The sequence below is a fragment of the Halomarina oriensis genome, assembly GCF_009791395.1.
In the GTDB taxonomy this organism is placed as follows: domain Archaea; phylum Halobacteriota; class Halobacteria; order Halobacteriales; family Haloarculaceae; genus Halomarina; species Halomarina oriensis.
In genome coordinates this window covers 1-21,507 of record NZ_WSZK01000008.1, presented here as the reverse complement: position 1 = coordinate 21,507, position 21,507 = coordinate 1, and the positions used below count along the sequence as shown (strand labels likewise).

Here is a 21,507-nt window from a genome sequence, read left to right as displayed (position 1 = left end):
GACCGAGAGAGATAGAGGTGATTACACATGGCAGAACTGACACTCGACGCGGTAACGAAGGTCTTTCAGGAGGGTGACGGCAGCGAGGTCGTCGCCGTGGACGACGTGAACATCGACATCGGGGACGGGGAGTTCCTCGTCCTCGTCGGTCCCTCGGGCTGTGGGAAGTCGACGACGCTGCGGATGATCGCGGGGTTAGAGACCATCTCCAGCGGCGAGATTCGGCTCGGCGGGAGCCGTCTCAACGAGAAACAGCCCGCGGAGCGGGACATCGCCATGGTGTTTCAGAGCTACGCGCTCTACCCACACATGACCGTCCGGCAGAACATGAGCTTCGGACTGGAGGAGTCGACGGACCTCGACGACGACACCATCCGGGAGACGGTCACCGACGCCGCCACGACGATGGGCATCGAGAACCTGCTCGACCGGAAGCCGGGTGAACTCTCCGGTGGCCAGCAACAGCGCGTCGCGCTGGGTCGGGCCATCGTCCGCGACCCGGAGGTGTTCCTGATGGACGAACCGCTGAGCAACCTGGACGCGAAGCTTCGTGCCGGGATGCGCACCGAGATTCAGCGCCTCCAGGAGGACCTGGACGTGACGACGGTGTACGTCACCCACGACCAGACCGAGGCGATGACGATGGGCGACCGCATCGCGGTGCTCGACGACGGCGAGTTGATGCAGGTCGGGTCCCCGCTCGAACTCTACCACCGACCAGCCAACCAGTTCGTCGCGGGGTTCATCGGCGACCCGTCGATGAACTTCTTCGACGTGAGCCACGAGGGAGGGACGCTCGTCGGCGACGGGTTCGAGTACCCGCTGTCGAGCGACGTCGCGTCGGACCTCGGCGAGACCACCGACTGCGTGCTGGGCGTCCGCCCGGAGGACGTCTCGCTGGTCGAGTCGGCGACCGACGCGCACGACTTCCGGACGACCGTCGAGGTGGTCGAACCGATGGGCAACGAGAACAACGTCTATCTCTCGTTCGGGGACGAACCGAGCGACGAGGAACCCGACCAGCGGTTCGTCGCCACCGTCGGCGGCCTCAGGCGGGTCGAGCGCGACTCGACCGTCGTCGCTCGCATCCCCGAGGACTCGGTTCACCTCTTCGACGCCGCGACGGGAGACGCGTTGCACAACCGCGTCCTCGAGGAGGACGTGGAGACGCAGGCGACCATCAACTGAAGCGCGACCGGGGTCCGGCTCTACGAACGCTTCTCAGTCGTCCCGTGCGTGTTCCTCGTACGCCTCGGGCGTGTAGGTCTTCAGCTCCAGCGCGTGGATGTCGCGGGTCATGTGTTCGCCGAGCGCGTCGTAGACGAGTTGGTGCTGTGCGACCAGCGACTCCCCCTCGAAGGCGGGCGAGACGACGACGGCCGCGAGGTGCGTGTCGTCGTCGGGGTTCCGCGGCGGGAACACGTCGGCCTCGGCGTCCTCGATACCGTCCTCGATGAGTCGGGCGACTTCCTCGGGTGTCATACCGTCGGGTCGGGCAGGCGTCGGAATAAGCGGCGTGGGTCGGACTCGGCGGCGTCGGGCCCCGGTGCGCTCAGAGCCAGTCGTCCAGTCCGGTCTGGGTGAGCGCCTCCTCGATGCGCTCGAAGCCACGTTCGACTTCGCTCTCGGGGATGGCCCACTCCTCACAGACGAACGACCGGGCCGCGTCGACGTCCGGCGAGCAGTCGGTGTCGAAGTCGTAGTCGTCCGTGATAGCGGGGTTGAGGAACAGCGACCGGATGCGGTCGGCGTCGTCGATGTACTCCTCGCGGGCGTCCAGCACGCCCCACAGGTCGCCGTGTTCGTGGACCAGTTTCACGGCCGTCTTCGGCCCGACGCCCGACAGTCCGGCGTTGAAGTCCGTCCCCATCAGGATGCCCACGTCGACCAGTTGCTCCCACGTCAGGTCGTGTTCGTCCAGCGTCGCCTGGAACTCCATCACCTCGGGGTCGCCCTTGCTCGTCAGTTGCCGGAGGGTTCGCGGTGCGCCCAGCAGGAGGGCGTCGTAGTCCTCGCTCCCGACGTAGTCGGCGTCGCCACGCCGGGCCATGTAGCTGGCCTGTGCCTCGCCCTCGGCGGGCGCTTCGACGACGGGCACGTCCAGCAGTTCGAGCAACTCCTTCGTCGTCTCGACGATGAGCGGCGTGAGGCGCTGGGTCCGGGATTCGAGTGTCGCTATCTCGGCGGCGTCACCCCGTTCGCGGGCCTCGTCGAGCTGTTCCTCGTAGCGTTCGCGCTGTTCGCGCCGTTCGTCGACCTCGTCGGATTTCAGTTCGGTGACGCCGCCGTCGAAGACGAAGACGGGCGTCAGGTCGTGTTCGACGAACTTCGGCAGGCCCTGCACGACGCCGATGAGGTTGGCCACCTCCTGTCCGTCCTTGGTGTAGGCCGCGCTGTTCGTGAACCGGACCGTCGTCGTCAGATACCGATAGAGCCAGTTGTGCGCGTCGACGGCGACGACGCCCGAGACGTCGTCGAACGACACCTCTTCGATGACCGCGAGCTGGCGCAGGTCCGCGTTTCCCATTGCCGGAGTGTGGTGGGTGGCGGGCTTGAATCCCCCGAGAGACGAACAGCTACTTGTCGGTCGACTCACGAGGCGCGGTATGGTCCCTACCGCACGCACGCTCGCCCTCGGCCGGTCCGTGAGTCGTCGAGAGCGGTTCGTGGACGCCGCAGTCGTGGTCCTCGCTGGCCTCGTCTCGTTCGGCGCCGACGCGGTGGACGTGTTCACCGTTACCGGCGGTGTCGTCGTCCTGCCGGAGGACGCGACGTTGCTCGGCATCGTCGTGGCGGCCGTCGTCGGCGTCGCCGGATACTCGACTGGGTCGCTGTTCCGACTGGACCTCGCGGCGCTCCGTGACGGCCCGACCTGACCACCCGACGCACGCTCAGGCCGTCGTCTCCAGACCCACGATACCGACGAGGACGACCGCGATGAACACGCCACGGAGCACCGTCGCCGGTTCGTCGAACAGCACGACGCCGCCGACTGCGGCACCGACCGCCCCGATACCGGTCCAGACGGCGTAGGCCGTGCCGATGGGGAGGTCCTGGACGGCGCGAGCGAGCAACACCATGCTGACGAGCAGTGCGACGACGGTGACGAGGGTCGGTACGGGCTTCGAGAGGCCGTCGGAGGCGGCGAGCGAGAGCGCCCACACGACCTCGAACAGGCCGGCGACGAGCAGAACGAGCCAGGGGTTCATACGCCGCGTCGTCGGGGCGTGGATGAAAACGCGCCGGTTCGGGGCGGGCGGGTCGAGTCAGCCGTGGTGCGGGCCACCGACCGCTGGCGGGCCGCGTTCGCGCTTCTCGCGGGTGAACGTCAGTTCCTCGTCGCTCAGGTCCCGGTCGGCGAACAGTGCGAGACCCTCGTCGTAGCGTTCCCGGTCGCTCGGGTGGTCCATGACGAGTTCCGCCAGCCCCGTCTCGCGGCCCGTGAACCCGAAGCCGGCCTTCGAGAGCGCCTCGTAGCTGTAGGGGTTGTTGACCGCGATGCGGACCGTCTCGTAACCCCTGTCGTGGAGGCGGGCGGTCGTCTCGCTGGCGAGTCGCGTGCCGATTCCCTCGCCACGGCGGTCACGACGCACCGTGACGTACCGGAGCCACACCGTCGAGTCGTCGGTGCGGTCCTCGGAGAACGCGATAGCTCCCAGAACCTCCTCGGCGTCCCCCTCACGTGGATCCGGGAACGCCGCTGCGGTGTCGTCGGGGAGCGCGACGGCCTTCCCGCCGGGGACGACGAACTTCCCGGCGTAGGCGTAGGCCTCGTGGTCGAGGCGGAAGGCCGCGCTGTCGAGGACCACGACGTGCATACCGAGACCAGTGGCGCGGGAGACATAGGACGACTGGTCGGCGGCCCGTACCGACGGGTGGCGAGCACGGGAGTGAAGTTCACGGCACTCGGAGGTCGAGGCATGGCGACGGCTACCGCCGGTCTCCGGGGACGCATCGACCGCTCACCGACGACGCTCGGGTTCGTGGTGGGCGACCTGCTGCTCATCGGGGCGTTCCTCTTCGCGGGGACGCTCCAGCACGACACCGCTGCGTCCGAGCAGGTGAGCGCGTTCGCCGGCGTCGCCGCTCCCTTCTACGTCGGATGGCTACTCCTCTTCCCGCTCGCCGGTGTCTACGCGGCGCGAACACGACAGTCGCCACGGACCGCCGTCACACGCGTGGTCGGGGCGTGGGTCGGGGCGGCCCTCGTCGGCCTCGCACTCAGGGCGACGGCGTTCTTCCCCGGCGGGTTCGCCGTAGCGTTCATGCTGGTCGCCATCGGCGTCGGCCTCGCGTTGCTGGTGCCCTTCCACCTGCTGCCGTTCGTTCCCCGTGCCGTGCGACGGTTCCGGTCGTCGAGCGACTGAATCGGGCCCTCGGCGGCGGTCCGACCCTCCTACCGAGCGCGGCCGTAGAGCACGAACCCGAGCAGGCCCGCGAACAGGCCCAGTCCGGCGAGGATGGCGAACAGGACGGCCTGTGAGAACGCCGAGAGTGCGACGCCCGCGACGGTGGCACCGAGTGCGCCGACGCCGAACACGCCGAGATACGTGTAGCCGTAGGAGAGACCGCGTGCCTCGGCGGGGCTGTACTCCGCGACGGTCGCCTGGTAGAACGGCTGGACGAAGAAGAGGAAAAAGCCCAGCAGTGCGCTCAGAACGAGCAACGGGACGAGGCCCGCTTCGGCGGCGGGGAGGTAAGCGAGTGCGATGACGCCGAGCGTGCCGTAGCCGACGGCGAGGCCGAGTTCGACGGGGAGTCGGTCGGTGAGCTTTCCGCCGGCGTACTGGCCGCCGACGCCGACGGCGAGCAGGCCGGTGTAGATGTAGTTACCCGGTTCGACCTCCCGCCCCGCGAGTTCGACGGGTTGGATGGCGTCGAAGCCGGCGAACAGTTCGGGCAGGAAGGTGAGTGCACCGCGGTAGTAGAGTCCCGAGAGCATCACGACGGCGAAGACGACGACGAACGCGCCGACGAACAGCTGTCGGGAGGTGGCGAGGAACTCGCCGAGCGAGTCGACGCCGGGGTCGGCCTTCGACGCGCCGTCCGCACCGCCGTCGGTAGCCACGGCGGCCATCTCGTCGACGGAGACGCGGGTCGCCGCGAGCGCCCCCGCGAGAGCGGGGAGCGCGAGCACCGCGGCGACGAGTTCCCAGTTGTCGCTCAGCGCGAACAGGAGGACGGTGGTCACGAACGGACCGAGCGCGGTGCCGACGTTGCCGGCGGTGCCGTGGTAGGCGAACGCGTCGCCACGCTCGACGACGCCACGGGTGATGAGCGACAGGCCGGCGGGGTGGTAGACGCTGGCGGCGGTCCCCCAGAGGACGAGGGCGACGGCGACGACGCCGAGTTCGGGCGCGACGCCGACGACCGGAAGCGACTCGACGCCGAGGAGGCCGCCGACGGCGGGGGCGGCCCCGAGGAGCAGGAACGACCCGCCCATCCCGACGAGACAGAGGACGATGAGCTCCTTCGAGCCGTAGCGGTCCGCGAGCACGCCCGCGGGGAGGGAGCCGAGGCCGAACAGCGAGAGGCCGAGCGTGAGCACCACGCCGATGACGGCCTCGGTCGTGCCGAACTGTGAGAGCCACAGCGGGACGAACACCGGGAACGCGAACTCGTAGGTGTGGACCATCGAGTGTGCGAGCATCACCAACCCGGTTATCGCCCGGTCGTTCTCGTTCACAGCACACCTCCTCGGAGAGACCGTTTCAACTCGTCGGTTCGGACAGTCTCCCCTCCTGGGGACCGCCCGGTGATTGTCGGATTCTGAGAGTACCACAGCGGCCGGAATATCGATTGTATATATCTCTTGTGTCCGAAGTAATCAGTAACTTATGGAAATAGTAGCAGTTGAATATCCTGTGGCAACGAGTCGGGTCTAATGAAGGATACACGTCGATACCGGCGATGGTTTTATATCGTAGGTAACACAAAGTGATGATAGACGATGACTGGATACTATGATATCGTCCTCGGTCTCATTCCGCTCGCGCTGTTGGGAATCTCTGGAGGACTCTACGCCGCCGGTTTCGCCGTACCGACCGCCGTCAGCTTCGCGGGCCTCGTCGCCGTGACGCTCATCGGCCACGCACTGTTCGTCCGTGGCCCGACGGACTCGACGCCAGTACCCACCGACACACGCCCGTTCAACGCGGACTGAGCCTGTTCACCGCCACACGCCACCCGCCTCCGAGTGACGACGCTCCCTGCTCCCACCAACGCTAAGCCGTTCGCCTCGGTGGGTGGGAGTATGACGGAGACGTTGTTTCTGCGGAGTGAGGACCTCGCCGGACTCGCCGAGATGTCCGAGTACGTCGACGCCGTCCGGGAGGGCTATCGCCAGCGAGGGCCGGCCGAACCACGGACGAAACTCGTCAACGCCGAACCGCCAGGGATGCTCACGAGCTACATCGCCATCCTGCCGGAGACGGGGGCGATGGGCGGGTACACGTACGCCGCCGGCTTCGGCGACGCGGACGTCCACTTCATGACGCCGCTGTTCGACGCCGACTCGGGCGAGCCGCTGGCGATGCTCGACGGCGCGAGCATGAACCCGTTCAAGACCGGCGCGACCGGTGCCGTCGGTATCGACGAACTCGCCCGCCGTGACGCCGACGTGCTCGCCATCGTCGGGTCGGGCGCACAGGCACGCGGCCAGCTCCGGGCGGCGATGGAGGTCCGCGACTTCTCGACGGTCAACGTCTACTCGCCGACCAAGGAGCACCGCGAGTCGTTCGCCTCCGAGATGAACGGCGAGGTCGAGGCCAGCGTCGGGGCCGTCGCCTCCTCGGACGCCGCCATCGAGGGCGCGGACGTGGTCGTCACCGCCACGAACGCGTCCGAACCGGTGTTCGACGGCGACGTGCTCGAACCCGGCACGCACGTCACCGCGATGGGCCAGTACGACCCCGAGAAGCGCGAACTCGACACGACGACCGTCCAGCGGGCGACGTACGTCCCGGACCTCCACGCACGGGCGACGAGCGACGCCGGGTCGTTCATCCAGGCGATGGAGGAGGGGGCCGTCACCGAGGCGGACGTCCACGGTGACCTCGGTGCGGTGCTCGCGGGCGACGTCCCCGGTCGGCAGTCCGACGACGAGATAACCGTGTTCGACTCCGGTGGGACCGGTATCGAGACGGTCGCCGCGGCCTACATGCTCTACGAGAAGGCCGTCGACGCCGGCCTCGGCGAGACGTTCGACATCGCACCGGGGAGCGAGGCGCTCACGGGTCGCTGAGCGACGGGTCAGAAAGGAATGAGGCGACTGGTGAGCCGTGTCAGATGTGGACACGCCACCAGCATCGGATGCTGTGTCGTCACACCACATAACTCTATCCCACGTGAGACAGTCCCGTCGGCTGTCGTGGCACCGTGACGAGACGACGAGCGGTCCGACGAGCGACCGTGGGTCAGAGATACGGCGCGAGGCCCAGTGCCTCCAGTAGCGGGACCCCCGCGACGAGCGCACCGACGAGGTAACCGCCGATAGCGCCGCCGTTGAGCAGCGGCAGACCGGCGTGTGCCCGGCCCCGCATCACGAACTGGACCAGTACCGTGAGACCGAGTAGGGTTCCGACGAGCGCGGTCAGTGCCGGGAGCGTCAGAACCGTCCCGTCGACGAGCGCCGGCGTGTCGAGGAAGACGGCCGCGCTCACGACGAGGACGGTGGGCATCACGGCGTCGCCCAGGCCGATGTAGAACGCGTCGCGCTCCGAGGCGTCGGGACGCTCCGCGGCCGTCACGTCGCCGCTCGGGGTCGACTCCCCGGTGGGGTCGTCGTGTGTCCCGTCGTCACCCGTCGCCGCCTCGTCGCCCTGCTCCGCGCCGCCGTCGGTGGCCGTCTCGCCGTCGAGGTAGGAGTACGACCACGTCATCGGAATCACCAGCACGACGGGGACCTTCAGGTCCATCACGCCCGACGCCAGCGAGAGCATGTGTTCGGTGCCGTAGACGCTGATGGCGTCGTAGACGGCGAGCACGGTCAACAGGAGGATGGCCGGGAGGAGGCCGAAACTGATGCCGAACAGCGCGGCCCCGCCCATCCCCATCAGGATGCCGGCGGCGTCGATGACGTACCACTCGGGGTAGACGACGAGGCCGACGGCGACGAGCAGTGCGCCGACCAGCGCCACGCCGTTGAGGCCCAGGACACCGACTCCGGCGGGGAGGATTGAGAGCGCGTAGTACGACAGCGACGCGCTGGAGAAGACGATGAGGCCCCGAATCAGCACGTCGGCGTCGTACTTGAACGCCGCGAGCATGACGCCCGTGGCGACGAGGATGGCGACGACGTAGACGACGCTGTTGGTCGGGTCGGAGGGGTCCTCGACGGTCTGGTAGCCCGCGTCGACGAACGGGTTGGCGAGCGCGAGTGCGCCGAGTTGAACGACCAGAAACAGCGCGAGCGTCGCGCCGGTGGCGAGGAGGGACCGTCTCATACTCCGAGGTTCGGACCCGCACGCTTGGGCGTTGCGTTCCGTCGTCCCCTGGCAGTCCATCATCGTCGACATCCGCTGGTCCTCCGCCGTCGTCTCGCGTACCGGTAGTTCAACGCTCCGAGCGTTACAGTCGAACCAGTCACGCAGTATCGAGACGGTGTGGTCGACGTCCCCGAGTCGAACCCTGAGCGTGTCGTCCGCCACACCGTGGAACCGGAACGAGAGGTAGCCGCCTTCGGAGAACATCGAGAACTCCTCGACGGTCTGGGGGAGGTACCGACGTTCCCGGACCGACGGCGAGGCTCCGGTGACCGGAGACGAACCGGTCGTCTCGGACGACTTCGAGGCGGTGGCGTCGTCGGCCACTGGGTCCGACGGGGAATCGCCCATCGACAGACACCCGGCGAGTGAAGTGGCGACGACGAGCGACGAGTTACGGAGGAGACGACGGCGGGAGGGCATCGCTCGAAACGCTCACGACCGTCGACAGGTACTGTCTCCATCAGCGGGCGTAGAGCACGTTCCCGAGGAGAGTAGGGAGGTGGACCCCGGCGTCGGGCGTCACCGCGAGGTAGGGCTTCGAGGCGGGGCCGAACACGTCGACGACCCGGCCCACGTCGTCGAGGTTCTCGTCGAGCACCATCGTCCCGATGTCGGCGTACTGTTCGTCGGGAGCGCGGACGACGGCGAGTCCCTGTGCGGTCCGGACCACCTCGCCGACGCGCTTCATGTCCGGAGTGCGCCGACGTAGGCGGCGACGGCCTGGAGGAGGTCCGACTTCCCGGCGTCGTCGGCGTTCTCGACGATGACCCGGCCTCGCGTCTCGTACTCGCGGGGGTAGCGTTTCTCGCGTTCGACCCTGGCGTCGTAGCCGACCTGCTGGACGGCCTTCGCTATCTCCTCGACGGTCGGGTCCGGGACCGCGAGGTCCAGCGAGACCCGGCGGCCCTCCGCGCGCGAGCAGTTGGCGTCGAGCGCGGCGGGCCAGATGACGTTCTCGACCATACCCGTACGTTCTCCCGGCGCGAGGGAACTAGCTTTCGGGACACGGCGAGCGTTCGACGGACGAGGACAGCGAGAGGAGACGAGACCTCTCAGTCGCGGCGGGCGAGCAGCGCCGTGGCGACGAGTGCGACGAGTGCGACGACGACACCGAAGCCGGGGCCGGTTCCGGAGGAGGTGGTCGTCTCGGCCGTCGTCGCACCGCCGTCGGTGGCGACCGGTTGGGTCGTCGCGGTGGCTCCGGGGTCACCGTCGCCGGCGGTGGTCGGCTCGCCGTCACTCGTCTCGGTGCCGGTGGGGCGCTCCGTCGGCGTCTCGGTGCCGTTCTCGAACGCCTCGGGGTGGAGCGTCTCGGCGACGTTCTCCAGCGCGATGACGACGCGCGGACCGGCCTGACTGATGTAGTTGGCGTCGACTTCGAGCGTCTGGTTCTGCTGGACGGCGGTCGTCGAACTGTACGGTTCACCCTCGGGGACGCTGCCGCCCGACGGGTAGACGACGTACTCCGGGTTCGTGTCGGCGACGACCTCCTCGTTCAACTCCTTGAACCCCGTGACACCGGCTTCGGCGGCGAGGTTGGTCCCGCCCGCCGTCGTGAGTACCTCGTCGACGAACGTGCCGTTCCCGGCGGTGAAGCCGAAGGAGACGTAGAGGACGCCGGGGCGCTCGCGGCCCTCGACGGCCGTCTCGACCGCTTCGACGCGGTCGCGCATCTCCGTGACCGTCTCGTTCGCGGCCTCGCACTCGCCGACGAGTCGGCCGACGAGTTCGGTCTTCTCGTAGATACCGTCGATGGAGGCCGGGAAGCCGGTCCGGTAGACCGTGAGGCCCGTCTCGCGCAACCGCTCGACCGTCGAGTTCGGGATGATGGCCGGCGCGACGACGAGGTCCGGTTCCAGCGCGACGACGGACTCCACGTCGACGGCGGTGCCGTCCTCGGTGTAGACGTCCTCGCGCGAGTCGGAACCGTTCAGGTACGCGGTGTACGAACGGACGGGCATCCCGACGACCTTCTCCTCGGCGTCTATCTCCCACAGTATCTGGGCGATGTCGGCTCCGAGCGTCACGATGCGTTCGGGGTCCTCGTCGACGGTCACCTCGGTACCGGTCGCGTCCGTGCCGATGAACGGGTCGCTACACTGTGTCGATTCCTGGCTCACTGCGGCCGTCTCGGGGGCCGCCGCGCCCATCGCCGTCGCCGGTCCCGCGAGGACCGAGAGGACGACGAGCAAGGCGAGCGTGATTCGTCGCATCGACTCGGGATGCACACCAGTGCAACAAGTATTTATCTAATCCAACCAGGCTTGTGAACGTGCAGTCGTGGCGACGACTCGGCCTGTGGTGTGGCGGGTTAGCGGCCGCGCTGGTCGCCGTCTCGCTCGGGAGCGTCGCCTACGGCACCGTCGACCTCTCGCCCGTCGTCGTCGCCAAGGCGATGTTGAACGCCGTCAGCGTGCCCGCGGGGCTTTCGGTTACGGGGGGTGCGCTCGGCGTCCCGCTCGTGGGACAGGTTCCGTGGCTCGGCGTCGACCTGCAGTACGTCCGACCGTTCGGGTTCGCGGTGCCCGCGTCGGCCCAGACCATCGTCGTCCAGTTACGTGCGCCACGCGTCGCGCTGGCCGCCGTCGTGGGGTTCGCACTCGCCAGCGCCGGGACGGTCATGCAGGGGTTCTTTCGGAACCCGATGGCCGACCCCTCCATCGTCGGCGTCTCGACGGGCGCGGCCGTCGGTGCGGTCACCACCATCGTCTTTCCCGGCTTCGTCGCCGCGATCCCGCTATTGGGGCTGGTCCCGCTGGTCGGTCCCCTCCAGGTGTTCGCCTTCGCCAGCGCACTCGTGACGGCGTTCACCGTCTACCTCGTCGCCACCGACGGCGGGCGGACGCCCGTCGCCACGCTCCTCCTCGCGGGCGTCGCTATCCAGACGCTTCTGGGTGCGGTCGTGTCGTATCTCCTGTTGCAGGCCGACGAGTCGGTCGGACAGGCGCTCTACTGGCTCATGGGCCACCTCTCGGCCGCCTCGTGGAACGACGTCGTCGTCACGCTCCCGCTGGCGCTCGTCGGGTTCGTCGTGCTCGCCGTCTACAGCCGCGACCTGAACGTCCTCCTGATGGGCGAGGAGGACGCTCACGCACTCGGTATCGAGGTCGAACGGACCAAGCGCGTCCTGCTGGCGGTGTCGAGTCTCGTCACGGCCGCCGCGGTGGCCGTCGCGGGCGTCGTCGGCTTCGTCGGCCTCGTCGTCCCGCACGTGATGCGCCTGCTGGTCGGCCCCGACCACCGCCTCCTCCTCCCGACGAGCGCGCTCGCCGGGAGCGTCTTCCTCGTCGCCACCGACGCCGTCGCACGGTCGGGACCCGCCGAACTCCCCGTCGGTATCGTCACCGCCGCGCTCGGCGCACCGTTCTTCCTCTACCTGCTTCGTAGCCGGGAGGTGCGGACACTGTGATACACGGCGACGGCGTGAGCGTATCGCTGGGCGGCGAACGGGTGCTCGACGACGTCTCGTTCGACGTGGCGGCGGGGACGCTCGTCGGCGTCTGTGGCCCCAACGGGGCGGGAAAGACGACGCTACTCAGGACCGTCAACGGCATCCTGACACCCGATTCGGGGTCCGTGACCGTCGACGGCGAGGACGTGGCGTCGCTCTCCGCACGGGCGCTCGCCCGTCGCGTGGCGACCGTCCCCCAGGACACGAGTTTCGCGTTCGACTTCCCGGTCCGCGAGGTGGTGGCGATGGGACGAACCGCCCACCGTGGTCGGTTCGAGCGGGCGACGACGGCCGACCGCGACGCGGTCGACGCGGCACTGGAACGCGCACAGGTCGACACACTCGCCGACCGCTCGGTCGGGGCGGTCAGCGGCGGGGAGCGACAGCGCGTCCTCCTCGCCCGTGCGCTGGCCCAGCAGACGCCCGTCTTGCTCCTCGACGAACCGACCGCCAGCCTCGACATCAACCACCAGGTGCGGACGCTCTCGCTCGTCCGGTCGCTCGTCGACGAGGGGAAGACCGCCCTGGCGGCCATCCACGACCTCGACCTCGCCGCGCGGTTCTGCGACGCGTTGCTGGTCGTCGCCGGCGGTCGCGTCCTCGCCGCCGGCCCGCCCGAAGAGGTGCTCGACGAACCGGTCCTCGAACGAGCGTTCGGGACGCGGACGGCCGTCCGGTCCAACCCCGTCACGGGGACGCCCACCGTCACCGCACTGGCGGACCACGAGACCCCTCTCGAGGACGTCGTCGCGGAGCGCCGGAGTACGGACACGACGGGCGAGGCGGACGGTACGGTGGGGCTACCCGACGGCGGCCCCGAGGACTCCCGCCGGGTCGACGCCCGGCCGGACGGCGGCGACGAGTGAGTCGTCGGTCGGCCCTCCGATTCGAGGGGATAGTCCCCCACACAGAATGTTTCGACGGTATGTATGTATCCAAAAGTTAGATGTATGCCGAGACTAACGACCCCGCATGGTAAACAAGGTCCTCGTTCTGGTTCTCGGGGCCGTCGTCATCGCGTCGCTCGTGGTCGGCGGCCTGCTCGGGATGCAGTTCGGTGGCAGCGTCGGTGAGACGACACCCGCAGTGACTGCGACCCCCGCCGGGCAGTCGGCACCGGCGTCGACGACGCCGGCGACGTCCGCACCGACGACCACGACGGCGGTGACGGCCGACCCGACCACGGCGTCGTCGACGCCCGACCCGACCGCGACACCCGAACCGACACCGACCTTCTCGGCGTCGTCGGTCAACACGACCGCCGTCGAAGGGCACCTTCGGGTGGCCATCGACGAGGAGGTCCGCAGCGGTCTGGGGTCGCTCGCCGACGAAGCGACTCTCGGGAAGATGGCACAGTCACACAGCGACGCGATGGCCGACCAGGGCTACCCCGCACACGCCGCGAACGGCCTCTCGACGCGTGCTCGCTACGAGAAGTTCGACCGCTACAACCACTGTCGCGTCCCGAACGACGACAACCGGGGCATCCGCGACGGTGAGGAACTGGAGGTCATCACCCGCATCACGCTCGAGACGGGCGACGACCCGAACGAACGGGTCATCGCCGACCAACTGCTCGCGGAGTGGACGGCCGACGAGACGGCCACGGAGAAGCTGAGCCTGCAGAACGCGAAGAAGGCCGGTGTCGGTGTCACGGTCACCGACGACGGCTACGTCTACGCCACGGTCGACCTCTGCTGAGCGACCTGTCGACGGCAGCACGGACCGACTCTTACTCTCGCCGTGACTCCGGTCGTGCGTACAGTTCGTGCGCTCCCTCCTGTGCCGTATCGAGGTAGACGACGGTCCCCGGCGGTTGCCACGCCAGCCACACCGCACCGACCAGGTCGCCGGCCGCACACGCGGTGTTGACGAGGACGACGAAGCCACAGACCGACTGCACGAGCGGCGACGCGACCTGTGAGCCGACGACGAGGGCACCGCCGCTGAGAACCACCGTCGGTGCCAACAGGACCACGAGGTTCTGCCCGCGACGGACGTGCTGTCGCAGCGGCACCGCGTAGGGTGTCGGGAGTCCCCAGTGGACCGTCGGGGTCAGCCCCTGCGCTCGACCCGCCAGGTAGTGGGTGCCCTCGTGGGCGACGACGACCGGACCCGCGACGAACAGTACCGCGATCAGTTCCGCGACGGCGAGGTCGCCGAAGAGCGATTCGATTCCCAACCCCTGCCAGAGGAGGAGGGCGATACCGATGGCGGCGAAGTCGACGCTCATCCCACCGACCGGGTAGCGTCGGTAAGGTTCGTACCCACCCGGCGACTCGACGTCCTTCATTCGAGCGGACCGCAGTATCGGCCCCGAATCAATCTTTGGGCTCACGATATGCCCCGAGGAGACGTCGTCGGACCGAGAGCCGTCGCTGACCGGTCGGAGAGATCGTCGCTTCAGAACGTCGGTTCGTCCGGTGACCCCCCAGCCACCGAGCGAGTCCGACTTGCAACGTTCGGCGAGAGAACGTGTGGCACTGCTCTCCCGCAATCCGAGAGACACGAGTCGAGGATATTGTTATCCTGTGGCTTCCGGACGACAGGTACCCGATACCGACGCCGTAAGTCGGCACACAGTCACGTTCGTGAGAGAGTCCGAGAATCGAGAGAGACGGCTGCCACACGTGTGGCTCAGCGGTCGAGTAGTGGGAACAGAGAGAGCCGGTGGAGGGATTTGAACCCTCGGCCTATTCCTTACGAAGGAATCGCTCTGCCAGCTGAGCTACACCGGCGGGGTGTACCAGATACTGGTGGCAACGGAAAGATAAGGGTTGCGGAGTGGTGGCGTGCGTGCGCCGGACTGACGGACGGCACGTCCGTGCGTCCGTTCGTGAGCGTGGACTGGCTGGTTCTGTCACGTCTCCGAACCGCCTCCTCGGTGGTCTCCGCCTCCTCACGTGCTGGTGGCCGTGGGCGTCCCCTGCCGGCGTCTCGTCGAGCGCCCTCCACAGTGGCCGGAGCGAGGCGAGGAGCGACCGGAGCGTGAGGGCGGGCGAAGCTCTTTGGCCCTCGTCACCAACCACCATCGTATGCAGGACGCAGTCATCGTCGACGCAGTACGGACGCCGTTCGGGAAGCGTGGTGGAGAGTTCCGCGACACACACCCACAGGACCTCGCTGCGGCCCCGCTCCGGGCGCTCGAAGAGCGACTGGGGTTCGACCCCGTCGTCGTCGACGACGTCGTCTACGGCTGTGTGACGCCCGTCGACGAACAGGGGTGGAACATCGCCCGCATCGCACCGATGGTGGCGGGGTGGGGCGACCAGGTGCCGGGGGTACAGCTCAACCGGATGTGCGGGTCGGGCCAGCAGGCGGTCAACTTCGCCGCAGGGCAGGTCCGGGCGGGCTTCCAGGACGTCGTCGTCGCCGGTGGCGTCGAGCACATGACGCGCGTCCCGATGAGTTCCGACGGGACGGACGTCACGCCGACGTACTTCGAACAGTTCGAGGAGCTGACGACACAGGGTGAGGGGGCGGAGCGAATCGCCGAGCGCTACGACCTGACCCGGTCGGACGTGGACGAACTCGCCGTCGAGTCACAACGGCGCTGGAAGGAGGCGTGGGACGAGGGGCGCTACGAGAGCCAACTCGTTCCGGTCGACACCGAACTCGACGGCGAGTCGGTCACCGTCACCGAGGACGGCCACCCACGACCGGGGACGGACGTGGCGGGCCTCTCGAACCTGCCGCTCGCCTTCCGCGAGGAGGGTGACGGAGTCCTCCACGCCGGTAACTCCTCGGGCATCGTCGACGGGGCGAGCGCGATGGTCGTCGCCAGCGAGGAGGCGGCCCGAGCGCACGGCTGGGAGCCGAAAGCCCGCATCGTCCAGACCGAGGTCGTCGGCGTCGACCCCGTCACGATGTTGCTGGGACCGATTCCGGCGACCGAGAGAGTGCTGGAGAGAGCCGACCTGACCGTCGACGACATCGACCTCTTCGAGGTCAACGAGGCGTTCGCACCCGTCGTGCTCGCGTGGCTCGAAGAGACCGGTGCGGACTGGGCGAAGACGAACGTCAACGGCGGTGCTATCGCCCACGGCCACCCGCTCGGGGCGACGGGGTCCGCACTGGTGACGAAACTCGTCCACGAACTCGACCGGACGGGGGCCGAGCGTGCGCTCTCGACGATGTGCATCGGCTTCGGGCAGGGTATCGCCACCATCGTCGAACGGGTCTGAAGACCCGCCGCTCGCTGACCACCCGCGGCGTGCGGGCTTCGCCGGCCGCCTCAGAGGAGGCTGAACGCGATTCCGGCGACGATGACGACGAAGATGAGCACCGTGACGAACAGGAAGAACCGGTCGGAGCCGTCCATGCGAACCGTCACGGTGACCGGACACTTAACGATAGCTTCGAGTCCGTCGACTCCTCGACGGCGGGCGCTCGGCGCGAGGCGCGGTCAGTCGCTGTGGACCGGCGGCGTCGACTCGTCGGTGGCGTCGGAGTCGTCGGTCCGTCTCGTGGCCGGGCTGTCGTCGCCGAGCGTCTCCGCGAGCGACTCCGTGAGGGTCACGACCGCGTCCTCGTGTGCCTGCTTCGACCGGTAGACGGCGGTGGGGGCGACGTCGAGTTCGTCGTACTCGCCGAGCGTCTCCTCGGGGAGGTCTCCCCGCTCGTCGACGAACCACCGAATACGGTCGAGCAAGGCGTGGAAATGGACCAACTCCCGTTTTCTCATGGTGTCTTCCGCTAAGTGTTTGGCGTGCCTAAAACCTTCGAGATACGCCACACCATACCACCGTCACAGTGGCGCTAGGAGCGTCGTCAGGGGTCGATTCAGGGCCGACGAGAAACGACCGTGTGGAGCCAGAAGAGGGGACGAGAGACGGGTTCACGGGCCGGACGGCGACGGGAGTCGAGAGTCGACGTCGAGCGCTCAGTCCGAGGCGGCGCTCGGGTCGGTGTCGGTGACCGTCGTGGCGACGTTCGACTGGAGTTCGAGACGGCCTTCTCCGTGAACGCGAACCGTGTACCACTCATACTCGAACCGGACGTCGACCGACGCGTCGTCGGTGACGAGGGCGTCGAGCGCGTCCGGGTCGATGGTGTCGTAGAGCGGTTCGAGTCTTCGAGGGGGCACTCCCTCCGCGGAAGCGACCGCATCGACGACGGCCGTACTGGCCGCTTCGTCGAACCGGCGGAAGTGGGACATTTTCTCGACGTCGCCACTCATCGTGTATAAGTGTACTGAAGCAGAACGGCCACGTCAGCGCCTCACAGACCGGTCTCCTTGCAGATACAGGGCCGCACTCTTATCCCGCGTCCTCTCGTTCGTATGCACATGGCGGAGAAACTGCAGGACGAAGCCAAGCTCTCGCGCGAGGACGCCGCCGACCGACTCGAAGGCCTGGCACGGGAGATACGGGAGGGGTCGGGCAGCATCCGCGTCGGTAACAAGACCGTCGAACTCTCGCCGTCCGAGGAGGTCACCTACGAGATCAGCGTCAAAGAGCGCTCCTCGCTCCTCAGGGGCAACCGCGAGACCATCACGGTCACGATGGAGTGGAAGCCGTAATCGACGACCGACCGTCCCGACCCGTGACGACGGTCCGCAGCCTCACCGCGTGAGCCGAACGTCCAGACAGACGTTCTCCTCGTGGGGTGCGTACGACCGGACGACGTGGCGGTTCTCGACGCGCACCTCGTAACTCGACCCCGCAGCGTCGCGGATGGCTCGCTCGCCGGGGCCGAACGGGTCCTCGTCGTGCTGGATGTCGTAGTAGTGAACCACGCAGTCGTCGCCCGCCAGCGCGACGGCCGTATCGAGGAACGCGTCGGCGCTGTGTGGGAGGTTCATCACCAGTCGGTCCGCCCAGGCCTCGTAGTCGGTCGCCACCTCGCGGACGTCCCTCGCGACGGCCGTGACCCGGTCGGCGACGCCGTTGCGTTCCGCGTTCTCCAGCAGGAACTCGATGGCCGCCCCGTTGAGGTCCGTCCCGACGCAGGTCGCCCCACGTCCCGCGAAGGGAATCACGAACGGGCCGACGCCGGCGAACATGTCGAACGCCCGTTCGCCCGCGTCGACCTGCCGGGCGACTCGGTGACGTTCGGTGGCGAGACGCGGCGAGAAGTAGACCGTCGCCAGGTCGAGGACGTACTCGTAGCCGTACTCGCGGTGGACGGTCCGGGTGTCCCCGGCCAGTACCTCCCAGTCTCGTACCCGGAGTTCGCCCTTGACCTTCGACGCGCGGTTGAGGACGCTCTCGACCGGGAGGTCGCTCTCGACGATGGCGTCGGCGACGGCCCGTGCCCTGTCGGGGTCCTCCTCGTCGACGATGGCGATGTCGCCGAGACGCTCGTAGCTGGGTTCCTCGCCGAGGACGTCGGCGGGCATCAGTTGACCGCGCCGCGCCGCCACGTCGTGGGCGACGACGTCGTACCCTGCGTTCGCGGCGACACTCGCCTCGGTGACGGGGACGTAGAGCCAGCCCTCTTCGACCGTAATCTCGTGGTCGCCGTCGACCAGGTCACGGGCGGCGAGGGCACTCCGCGTCGCCTCGCCGTCCTGCGGGCGGACGCGGACACAGGGCACTTCCATACGCTCTCTCGCGGGCGGGGTGGGCTAAGCGTGACGCTTCGCCGTGGCGTCCCGGCCGCCGACGAGTCCACGCGGTTAAGCCTCCGCGCCGACCACCGGGAGTATGCTCACGTTCGTCGGACTGGGACTCTGGGACGAGCGCTCGGTGACCCTCGAGGGCCGAGAGACGCTCGCAGCGGCCGACCGCGTCTTCGCCGAGTTCTACACCTCGCGGCTGATGGGAAGCTCGCTCGACCAACTGGAGACGTTCCACGACTGCGACGTCGAGGTTCGGGACCGTGCCGGTGTCGAACAGAACCCCGACCCCATCCTCGATGCGGCCGAAGACGTCGACGTCGTCTTCTTCACTGCGGGCGACACGATGATCTCGACGACACACGTCGACCTGCGGATGCGGGCGGAAGCACGCGGCATCGAGACGCGTGTCGTCCACGGCACCACCGCCGAGGCCGCCGCCTCCTCGCTGACGGGCCTCCAGAACTACCGGTTCGGGAAGGCGACGACGCTCCCGTTCCCGTTCGTCCACAGTCGTGAATCCCGGCGCGGTTCACGTGCCAGCCAGAACGCGACGCGTTCCGACGACGGGGGCGACGGCGTCCCCGACAGCGTCCTCGACACCATCGCGGCCAACCGCGAACGTGGCCTCCACACGCTCGTCTTCCTCGATATCAAGGTGCGGGGGAGTTCGACCGACCGCCGCAACGCCGAACTGGCGACCGACGAACGCGAACACGAGGAGTTCATGTCCGCGGACTACGCGGCGGACCTGCTGAGCGGGGCGCTCCCCGAGACGCTCGCCGTGGCGGTCTGTCGTGCCGGGAGCCCCGACCCGCTCGTCGCCGCCGACCGACTCGACACCCTCGCCGACCGGGCGTTCGGGGGCCCCCTCCACCTGCTGGTGATTCCCGGCGACCTCCACCTGCTCGAAGCCGACGCCCTCCGCGAACTCGCGGACGCACCCGCGGCGCTCGTCGAGGAGTCCACCGTCTGAGCGGTGGTGTGACGCGGTCGCGGGTCAGTCGTCGGTCGGCCGGTCGGTCGCCGCCGCGGTCGGCCGGTCGCCCGACGGGTCCGCCCCGAGCGTGGCCGCGAGGTCGTACTCCTTCCTGGTCAGCAGGTAGAGCGCGTCGTCGAGGACGACCGCGATTTCGGGCAGTTCGCGGACGACGAACCACGTGATGCCGACGAGTGCGACGACCGACAGGAACTGTGCGAGCAGTCGGTCGGCGACGTAGTACGACACCATGTAGGGGTCGGTCGTCCCGAACAGGTCCATGACGAGGGTCGGGAACACCTGGAGGCGACTCTGGCCGAACGCGATGGCGATGAAGACGTTGCGGGCGATGTTGAGTCCGTAGATGACGGGGATGCTCACCGCCAGCGCCCGGAGTTTGCGTCGCCACGGTGCCCGGACCGCGAGGATGGGACCCGCGAAGATAGCCATGCTCCCGAGACCGGTACACGCGACGAGGATGGTGTAGGTGATGCGGTGGTCGCCCTGGTAGAACTCGAAGGTGTTCTGGTAGTCACGGCGCGGTGGGTCGACGGTCGCCCCGCTGACGACGGTGAAGTCCGTCGGCGCGGTCTGGCCGAGCAGTCCCATGACGAACTCGGTCTGCTGAGTGACCGACTCGATGAGGAACTGGCGGGCCGGGCCGATAGCCTGTATCGGGAAGAACACGAGGCCCATCACGCCGACGGCCCGCGAGAGGACCATCAGCGATTCGCGGCCGTTCGCCAGGAGGTAGCCGGCGTAGAGACAGCCCGGAACCGCGAGCGCGACGCCGACGCCCTCGACGATGCTCTTCTGGACGACCACGAAGTGGTGGACCAATGTGAGCCAGAACAGGCCGAACAGCACCCACCCGACGACGGCCAGCGGCCGGGCCTCGCGTCGCTCCGCGACGTCGAGGAGCGCCGCGCCGAGGAACGTGGCGACGACCAGCCACGCCAGCGGGTCCGAGAGGACGCCGAGCGCTGCGAGCGCGTCGAGGAGTGCGTCTCCGGTCTGCAGGAGGGCGGTCATGGCGGGTCAGTCCGCGGCCGAGGCGTTCTCGGTCGTGTCGAGGTCGAACGCGCGTTCGAGGTCGTACTCGCGGCGGGTGAGGATGTAGAGCACGTCCTCGACGACGACGAGCAGTTCGGGGAGTCGGTTGACGACCAGCCAGAGGATGGCGACGAGCGCGACGACCGACAGCGACTGGGCGAGCACGCGGTCGGCGACGTAGAACGACGCCAGTTCGGGGGAGTCGAGGGCGAACACCGCGTTCGCGGGGCCGTAGAGCCACTGGAACCACTGGTCGCCGAACGCGACGGCGATGAAGACGTTGCGCACGAGGTTGAGTGCGTAGATGACCGGTATCGAGACGGCCGCCGCCTGTAGTTTCCGGCGTAGCGGCGCGTCGACGGCCGCGATGAGACCACCGAAGATGGTGAGGCTCCCAAGACCGGTACACATCAGGACGATTTCGGTGGCGTTGACCAGGCCGTGACGCCGGAAGACGAACAGCGACTCGTAACCGGACTCGCTGGTCATCAGTTCGGGGGAGTACCCCAGGAGATTGATACCCCACTGCGTCTGGACGGCGACGGTCTCGATGAGCCAGCCTCGGAGCGCGTCGCTCGTGAGGAAGGGGAGGTAGATGAGCCCCATCACGCCGACGGCCCGCGAGAGCACCAGCAACGAGTCACGGCCGCGAGCGAGGAGGTAGCCGGCGTAGAGACAGCCCGGAACCGCGACGGCGGCGGCGACGCCCTCGATGGCGCTCTGGACGACGAAGGTGAAGTGGGGGACCAGCAGCGCCCAGAAGACGGCGAAGACGCCCCACGCGAGGACACAGAGCGACCGGCCGAGGCGACGGTCGACGGTCACCAGCAGCGAGCCACCGGTGAACAGGCCGACGACGAGCCACGCCAGCAGGTCGGTCGTAGGTGATGCCATGAAATCCTGACTGTACCTCTGGCGCGGGTGGATAAGTCTCCTGTGGTCCGGGCGGGTCAGTACCAGCGAATCTCCGTCGCCCGGT

The 21,507-nt window shown here is 68.2% G+C and carries 26 protein-coding genes and 1 tRNA gene; 11 read left to right on the top strand and 16 right to left on the bottom strand.

What is annotated here, in order from left to right; all coding sequences use genetic code 11:
• The first annotated feature begins 27 nt into the window (after nucleotides 1-27).
• Complete coding sequence (locus tag GQS65_RS03360; protein ID WP_158203263.1) at nucleotides 28-1,188, top strand: ABC transporter ATP-binding protein; 1,161 nt, start codon at nucleotides 28-30, stop codon at nucleotides 1,186-1,188.
• Between the two features lie 33 nt (nucleotides 1,189-1,221).
• Here GQS65_RS03360 and GQS65_RS03355 read toward each other — a convergent pair whose 3' ends face one another.
• Nucleotides 1,222-1,482, bottom strand: coding sequence for a BolA family protein (locus tag GQS65_RS03355; RefSeq protein WP_158203262.1), 261 nt, complete (start codon nucleotides 1,480-1,482; stop codon nucleotides 1,222-1,224).
• A gap of 70 nt (nucleotides 1,483-1,552) precedes the next feature.
• A complete protein-coding gene (gene fen, locus GQS65_RS03350; protein ID WP_158203261.1) occupies nucleotides 1,553-2,527 on the bottom strand; it encodes a flap endonuclease-1 in 975 nt (324 codons plus the stop codon).
• Nucleotides 2,528-2,606: 79 nt separating this feature from the next.
• Here fen and GQS65_RS03345 point away from each other — a divergent pair, with 79 nt between their 5' ends.
• On the top strand, nucleotides 2,607-2,876 hold the full coding sequence (locus tag GQS65_RS03345; RefSeq protein ID WP_158203260.1) for a hypothetical protein: 270 nt from the start codon (nucleotides 2,607-2,609) through the stop codon (nucleotides 2,874-2,876).
• A 15-nt stretch (nucleotides 2,877-2,891) separates the two neighbouring features.
• On the opposite strand, the gene GQS65_RS03340 is transcribed toward GQS65_RS03345, so the two are convergent.
• Both GQS65_RS03340 and GQS65_RS03335 read right to left on the bottom strand, forming a co-directional pair.
• Nucleotides 2,892-3,209 (bottom strand): DMT family transporter, encoded by a 318-nt coding sequence (locus GQS65_RS03340; RefSeq protein ID WP_158203259.1) that lies wholly within the window; start codon nucleotides 3,207-3,209, stop codon nucleotides 2,892-2,894.
• 57 nt (nucleotides 3,210-3,266) lie between these two features.
• A complete protein-coding gene (locus GQS65_RS03335) occupies nucleotides 3,267-3,818 on the bottom strand; it encodes a GNAT family N-acetyltransferase (RefSeq protein WP_158203258.1) in 552 nt (183 codons plus the stop codon).
• A 102-nt stretch (nucleotides 3,819-3,920) separates the two neighbouring features.
• Here GQS65_RS03335 and GQS65_RS03330 point away from each other — a divergent pair, with 102 nt between their 5' ends.
• On the top strand, nucleotides 3,921-4,367 hold the full coding sequence (locus tag GQS65_RS03330; RefSeq protein ID WP_158203257.1) for a DUF3054 domain-containing protein: 447 nt from the start codon (nucleotides 3,921-3,923) through the stop codon (nucleotides 4,365-4,367).
• A 29-nt stretch (nucleotides 4,368-4,396) separates the two neighbouring features.
• On the opposite strand, the gene GQS65_RS03325 is transcribed toward GQS65_RS03330, so the two are convergent.
• Nucleotides 4,397-5,686, bottom strand: coding sequence for an MFS transporter (locus tag GQS65_RS03325; RefSeq protein ID WP_368279786.1), 1,290 nt, complete (start codon nucleotides 5,684-5,686; stop codon nucleotides 4,397-4,399).
• 264 nt (nucleotides 5,687-5,950) lie between these two features.
• Between GQS65_RS03325 and GQS65_RS03320 the strand changes: the two genes are divergently transcribed.
• Together GQS65_RS03320 and GQS65_RS03315 are read left to right on the top strand one after the other, a co-directional pair.
• Nucleotides 5,951-6,163, top strand: coding sequence for a hypothetical protein (locus GQS65_RS03320; protein ID WP_158203256.1), 213 nt, complete (start codon nucleotides 5,951-5,953; stop codon nucleotides 6,161-6,163).
• Between the two features lie 90 nt (nucleotides 6,164-6,253).
• Nucleotides 6,254-7,243 carry an ornithine cyclodeaminase family protein gene (locus tag GQS65_RS03315; protein WP_158203255.1) on the top strand — a complete coding sequence of 330 codons (990 nt, stop codon included), beginning with the start codon at nucleotides 6,254-6,256 and terminating at the stop codon, nucleotides 7,241-7,243.
• 172 nt (nucleotides 7,244-7,415) lie between these two features.
• On the opposite strand, the gene GQS65_RS03310 is transcribed toward GQS65_RS03315, so the two are convergent.
• The 4 genes from GQS65_RS03310 to GQS65_RS03295 form a co-directional block, all read right to left on the bottom strand.
• A complete protein-coding gene (locus GQS65_RS03310) occupies nucleotides 7,416-8,444 on the bottom strand; it encodes a presenilin family intramembrane aspartyl protease PSH (protein WP_158203358.1) in 1,029 nt (342 codons plus the stop codon).
• 502 nt (nucleotides 8,445-8,946) lie between these two features.
• Nucleotides 8,947-9,174: an H/ACA ribonucleoprotein complex subunit GAR1 gene (locus tag GQS65_RS03305; protein ID WP_158203254.1), complete on the bottom strand. Its 228-nt coding sequence runs from the start codon at nucleotides 9,172-9,174 to the stop codon at nucleotides 8,947-8,949.
• Complete coding sequence (srp19, locus tag GQS65_RS03300) at nucleotides 9,171-9,449, bottom strand: signal recognition particle subunit SRP19 (RefSeq protein WP_158203253.1); 279 nt, start codon at nucleotides 9,447-9,449, stop codon at nucleotides 9,171-9,173. The genes GQS65_RS03305 and srp19 overlap by 4 nt, the downstream gene beginning before the upstream one ends.
• An 89-nt stretch (nucleotides 9,450-9,538) precedes the next feature.
• Nucleotides 9,539-10,699 (bottom strand): PGF-CTERM-anchored ABC transporter substrate-binding protein, encoded by a 1,161-nt coding sequence (locus tag GQS65_RS03295; RefSeq protein WP_158203252.1) that lies wholly within the window; start codon nucleotides 10,697-10,699, stop codon nucleotides 9,539-9,541.
• A 59-nt stretch (nucleotides 10,700-10,758) separates the two neighbouring features.
• Here GQS65_RS03295 and btuC point away from each other — a divergent pair, with 59 nt between their 5' ends.
• The 3 genes from btuC to GQS65_RS03280 all read left to right on the top strand — a co-directional run bounded on the left by btuC (nucleotide 10,759) and on the right by GQS65_RS03280 (nucleotide 13,638).
• Entirely contained in the window at nucleotides 10,759-11,895 is a 1,137-nt protein-coding gene (gene btuC, locus GQS65_RS03290; protein WP_394351426.1) for a vitamin B12 ABC transporter permease BtuC, read from the top strand.
• Entirely contained in the window at nucleotides 11,892-12,803 is a 912-nt protein-coding gene (locus tag GQS65_RS03285; protein WP_449271787.1) for a heme ABC transporter ATP-binding protein, read from the top strand. Before btuC ends, GQS65_RS03285 begins: the two co-directional genes overlap by 4 nt.
• Nucleotides 12,804-12,909: 106 nt before the next feature.
• Entirely contained in the window at nucleotides 12,910-13,638 is a 729-nt protein-coding gene (locus tag GQS65_RS03280; protein WP_158203251.1) for a hypothetical protein, read from the top strand.
• 31 nt (nucleotides 13,639-13,669) lie between these two features.
• Here GQS65_RS03280 and GQS65_RS03275 read toward each other — a convergent pair whose 3' ends face one another.
• A complete protein-coding gene (locus GQS65_RS03275; RefSeq protein ID WP_158203250.1) occupies nucleotides 13,670-14,230 on the bottom strand; it encodes a DUF3267 domain-containing protein in 561 nt (186 codons plus the stop codon).
• Nucleotides 14,231-14,602: 372 nt separating this feature from the next.
• Nucleotides 14,603-14,675 (bottom strand) — tRNA-Thr (locus GQS65_RS03270).
• A gap of 297 nt (nucleotides 14,676-14,972) precedes the next feature.
• Between GQS65_RS03270 and GQS65_RS03265 the strand changes: the two genes are divergently transcribed.
• Entirely contained in the window at nucleotides 14,973-16,121 is a 1,149-nt protein-coding gene (locus tag GQS65_RS03265) for a thiolase family protein (protein ID WP_158203249.1), read from the top strand.
• A 221-nt stretch (nucleotides 16,122-16,342) separates the two neighbouring features.
• Here the strand turns inward: GQS65_RS03265 and GQS65_RS03260 are convergent, their stop codons facing one another.
• Nucleotides 16,343-16,621, bottom strand: a complete 279-nt coding sequence (locus tag GQS65_RS03260; protein WP_158203248.1) for a UPF0058 family protein — start codon at nucleotides 16,619-16,621, stop codon at nucleotides 16,343-16,345.
• 198 nt (nucleotides 16,622-16,819) lie between these two features.
• The gene (locus GQS65_RS03255; protein ID WP_233265006.1) at nucleotides 16,820-17,095 is read right to left on the bottom strand and encodes a HalOD1 output domain-containing protein; all 276 of its coding nucleotides are present in this window, start codon (nucleotides 17,093-17,095) and stop codon (nucleotides 16,820-16,822) included.
• 129 nt (nucleotides 17,096-17,224) lie between these two features.
• On the opposite strand from GQS65_RS03255, the gene GQS65_RS03250 reads away from it, so the two are divergent.
• Entirely contained in the window at nucleotides 17,225-17,458 is a 234-nt protein-coding gene (locus tag GQS65_RS03250) for an amphi-Trp domain-containing protein (RefSeq protein WP_158203246.1), read from the top strand.
• Nucleotides 17,459-17,500: 42 nt separating this feature from the next.
• Here the strand turns inward: GQS65_RS03250 and GQS65_RS03245 are convergent, their stop codons facing one another.
• The gene (locus GQS65_RS03245; RefSeq protein ID WP_158203245.1) at nucleotides 17,501-18,481 is read right to left on the bottom strand and encodes a class I SAM-dependent methyltransferase; all 981 of its coding nucleotides are present in this window, start codon (nucleotides 18,479-18,481) and stop codon (nucleotides 17,501-17,503) included.
• A gap of 103 nt (nucleotides 18,482-18,584) precedes the next feature.
• Between GQS65_RS03245 and dph5 the strand changes: the two genes are divergently transcribed.
• Entirely contained in the window at nucleotides 18,585-19,472 is an 888-nt protein-coding gene (dph5, locus tag GQS65_RS03240) for a diphthine synthase (RefSeq protein WP_158203244.1), read from the top strand.
• 24 nt (nucleotides 19,473-19,496) lie between these two features.
• Here the strand turns inward: dph5 and artA (GQS65_RS03235) are convergent, their stop codons facing one another.
• Complete coding sequence (artA, locus tag GQS65_RS03235) at nucleotides 19,497-20,507, bottom strand: archaeosortase A (RefSeq protein WP_158203243.1); 1,011 nt, start codon at nucleotides 20,505-20,507, stop codon at nucleotides 19,497-19,499.
• Nucleotides 20,508-20,513: 6 nt separating this feature from the next.
• Entirely contained in the window at nucleotides 20,514-21,422 is a 909-nt protein-coding gene (artA, locus tag GQS65_RS03230; RefSeq protein ID WP_158203242.1) for an archaeosortase A, read from the bottom strand.
• Nucleotides 21,423-21,507 lie beyond the last annotated feature (85 nt).